Source organism: Kitasatospora sp. NPDC032150, from assembly GCF_055579945.1.
The window spans coordinates 1-3,108 of the sequence record NZ_JBVIMH010000058.1 but is presented as its reverse complement, the minus strand read 5'-3'; the positions used below and the strand labels follow the sequence as shown (position 1 = coordinate 3,108).

Annotated in this window: 5 protein-coding genes; all 5 read right to left on the bottom strand. The window is 67.4% G+C overall.

What is annotated here, in order from left to right:
• Window positions 1-185: 185 nt before the first annotated feature.
• Window positions 186-575, bottom strand: coding sequence for a DUF1048 domain-containing protein (locus ACZ5ON_RS34475; RefSeq protein ID WP_465601131.1), 390 nt, complete (start codon window positions 573-575; stop codon window positions 186-188).
• 2 nt (window positions 576-577) lie between these two features.
• On the bottom strand, window positions 578-910 hold the full coding sequence (locus ACZ5ON_RS34470) for a PadR family transcriptional regulator (protein ID WP_465601129.1): 333 nt from the start codon (window positions 908-910) through the stop codon (window positions 578-580).
• Between the two features lie 200 nt (window positions 911-1,110).
• The gene (locus ACZ5ON_RS34465; RefSeq protein WP_465601126.1) at window positions 1,111-1,830 is read right to left on the bottom strand and encodes an IS6 family transposase; all 720 of its coding nucleotides are present in this window, start codon (window positions 1,828-1,830) and stop codon (window positions 1,111-1,113) included.
• A gap of 33 nt (window positions 1,831-1,863) precedes the next feature.
• Entirely contained in the window at window positions 1,864-2,256 is a 393-nt protein-coding gene (locus tag ACZ5ON_RS34460; RefSeq protein WP_465601173.1) for a hypothetical protein, read from the bottom strand.
• Window positions 2,257-2,520: 264 nt separating this feature from the next.
• Window positions 2,521-3,108: nucleotide exchange factor GrpE (gene grpE / locus ACZ5ON_RS34455; protein WP_465601123.1), on the bottom strand; the 588-nt coding region annotated here is incomplete at its 5' end.

Sequence of the window (3,108 nt, the reverse complement as noted above, 5' to 3'; positions counted from 1 at the left end):
TTGGGGGAAGGGCTTTGTTTGCTTTTTCCAGCAGGAAGTCTGGTGGAGGGGGGGGTTGGTTTGGGAGGGGTCAGGGGGGGGGGGGGGGGGGGGGCCCGGGGGGGAAAGGCCCCCCCCGGGCCGCGTGGTGCAAGCAGGCGATGAAAGTGGTGCTCGGCCCCTGGGGGCGATGTGCTGAGGCGCGATCAGTCCGTCTTGTCTTCTGTTGACGTCCGGCTACCGGCGGCGCGCTCGATGTCGTCGGTCAGCCGCTTCCGGGCGCGGGCGGGGACGTAGCCGCCCTCGGTGTAGTTCTGGGCGAACGTCTCGGCGAACCCCACCGGGTCCTGCCCGACAATCTCGCGGATCGGAGTTCCGTTCGCCGCGGCCTGCTCGAACAGGTCGGCGAGGTCTTCGAACATCGATGCGCTGCTGTCTTCGTCGGCCGGCACGAAGTGCATCAGGTGCCGCTCGATCGCCTCGACCGCCGTGCGGTGGTTCTCGGGAAGCTCCTTGACGCGCGTCTTGTACGCCCTCCAGCGCTTCTTGGGCCCGATCACCTTCGAGATGAAGCCGGTCTTTTCGACATCGGACATGGTTACTTGCCCTCCCCTTCGCGGAGCTGTTCCAGTCGTTCCGTGAGGAAGCTCCACGTCCTCCAGAACTCTTCGAGGTACTCCCGTCCCTGAGCGGTGAGGGAGTGCACCTTGCGTGGCGGCCCCTTCTCGGAGGGGACCTTCTCCACGTCGACGAGGCCGCGCTTCTCCATCCTGAGGAGCAGCGCGTAGACGGTCCCCTCGGCGATGTCGGAGAAACCCTGCTCCCGCAGCCGTGCCGTGATCTCGTAGCCGTAGGCGGGCCGGCCGGACAGGGACGCGAGGATGATGCCTTCCAGCGTGCCCTTGAGCATCTCCGTCTCCAGCTTGGCCATGGAATACCTCCTCCCTGCGCTAGTCAGCGCTATTGAGTACCGGTATACAGTAACGCTGACTACCGGTACTTAGCACGACGGAATAGTGGAGGTGCCAGCACCGCAAGCGCTCGTTTCCGGCGGGGGCGTTGTCACGTTGTTAGGTGCGAGAGTGCCTGAGGGTGTGTCGGGGTGTGGTGGGGCCGGGTTGCAGAGTGTGTTCAGGCCGCGGTGGGCGGGCCGGCGGCTCGGGTGACCTGCTCCCAGATCGCGAAGCGGACGGTCATCTCGGCTCGGTAGCCGGTGGCGGCCATCAGGTGGCGGCGGGGCCGGAAGTGGGGTGAGACACCGCTGAACGCGGACAGGAAGCGTTGGGCCGCACCGGCGGAGCGGAAGCCCTTCATGGCGCGTTCGCGTTGCCTGGTGGGCTGGTGGCTGTTCTCGGCCCGGTTGTTCAAACCCTTGTGGGAGCGGTGCTCCACGGACGGCATGACCTCACGGTGGGCGGCTCCATAGGAGCGGAGCTTGTCCGTGACGATCACCCTCGGCACCGTGCGGGTCCGCTTGAGGAGGCGGCGCAAGAAGCGCCTGGCAGCGGCCTTGTCCCGCCGCCCCTGCACGAGGATGTCCAGCACGTTGCCGTCCTGGTCAACGGCCCGCCACAGGTACTTCCTCTCGCCGTTGACCTTGATGAAGACCTCGTCCAGATGCCACTTGTCCCCGATCCGGGGCTGCCTGCGGCGCAGCGCCTCGGCGTAGGTCTGCCCGAACTTCAGGCACCACCGCCGGACCGTCTCGTAGGAGACGACGACACCGCGCTGGAGCATCAGCTCCTCCACCTCGCGGAACGACAGCGGGAACCGGAAGTACAGCCACACACAGTGGGAGATGACCTCGACCGGGTACCGGTGACCGCTGTACGACGGCGACGTGCTCTCCACGAACGATCCCCTCCACCGTGATCGATCGGAAGATCATCTCACCCGGTCGGCCAACGTGACAGCGCCTTTGTAATCGCTGCGGCGGGCTCGGGTCTGGCTGAGGCGTCTCCACCATGACCAGTGCAGATGGTGCTGTGGGGTGAGCCAGTGTGGCTGGAGGACCAGGCCGATGAGGCGGCGGGTCTCCGCGACGAGCACATAGGCGACGCCACGTTGCTCCAGCCAGAAACGCAGATGCTTGACCTGCCCGTATGCCTCGTCCGCGGTCACCCACGCGAACGGCAGGCGCCGGCGGGTGAGCCAGTGTGGCTGGAGGACCAGGCCGATGAGGCGGCGGGTCTCCGCGACGAGCACATAGGCGACGCCACGTTGCTCCAGCCAGAAACGCAGATGCTTGACCTGCCCGTATGCCTCGTCCGCGGTCACCCACGCGAACGGCAGGCGCCGGAGAGGGGGTGCGGGTGCGGCCGGGATCGGACGTTCTCCGGCCGTCTCGACGTCCTGGCGGGCCTGCAGGAGAGCATGAAGCCCGGCAGCGCCGCAGAAGGTCGGGCCGGGCGGCGATGACGGGCCGCGGTGGGCCCGCGTTGACCGTTTCGGTGACGCGGCAGACCGCGGCCGTGCCGGGAATCTGGAGGTTGGTGGTTCGTAGGACCTGTGCGTCCGCGCCGAGCGTTCTTCGCATGATGACTATGTGCCGGTCGGGGATGGGCGTTCCGCCTTGCCAGTGCCCTCGGAGAGCGACGATCCAACGTCTTGATGGTCCGGAGCAAGCGGCTGTTCGACCGCCACCTGGGCCGGTCGCAGGAGGATCTCGCCCAGCCGGTAGCCGGATCGCAGGATGTGTGTGCAGGTGGGGCGGTCGACCCGGTTCGACTCGGTCGAGCTGAGTGCCTCGTGGCACGAGGGGTCGAAGGGTTCACCCTCCTTGCCCACGGTCTCGAGTCCGAGCGAGGCCAGCTGGATCTGCAGGCGGTTGGCGACGGCTTCGAAGCCGTCTGCCGCGTCGTCTTGGGCGCGGGCCTGTTCGATGGTGTCGAGGACGGGCAGCAGGGTGCGGACGGCTTCGGCCACGGCGGCTTCGCCGATGGCGAGGCGTTCGCGCTGGACGCGCCGGCGGTAGTTGTCGTACTCGGCCTTCACCCGTTGCAGATCCTGGGTGCGTTCGGCCAGCGCGGCCCTTAGTGGTCGGCTCCGGAAGTCCTTCGGGGGTTGATCATGCGGCGAGGCGGATGGAGGATCCTTCCTGGTGATCGGCAGTGCGCCGGTCGAGCCTGG

Bases quoted from the DNA above. Each gene is read 5' to 3' on its own strand.
- ACZ5ON_RS34475 (WP_465601131.1), bottom strand. From the start codon at position 575: ATGTCCGATGTCGAAAAGACCGGCTTCATCTCGAAGGTGATCGGGCCC.
- ACZ5ON_RS34470 (WP_465601129.1), bottom strand. From the start codon at position 910: ATGGCCAAGCTGGAGACGGAGATGCTCAAGGGCACGCTGGAAGGCATC.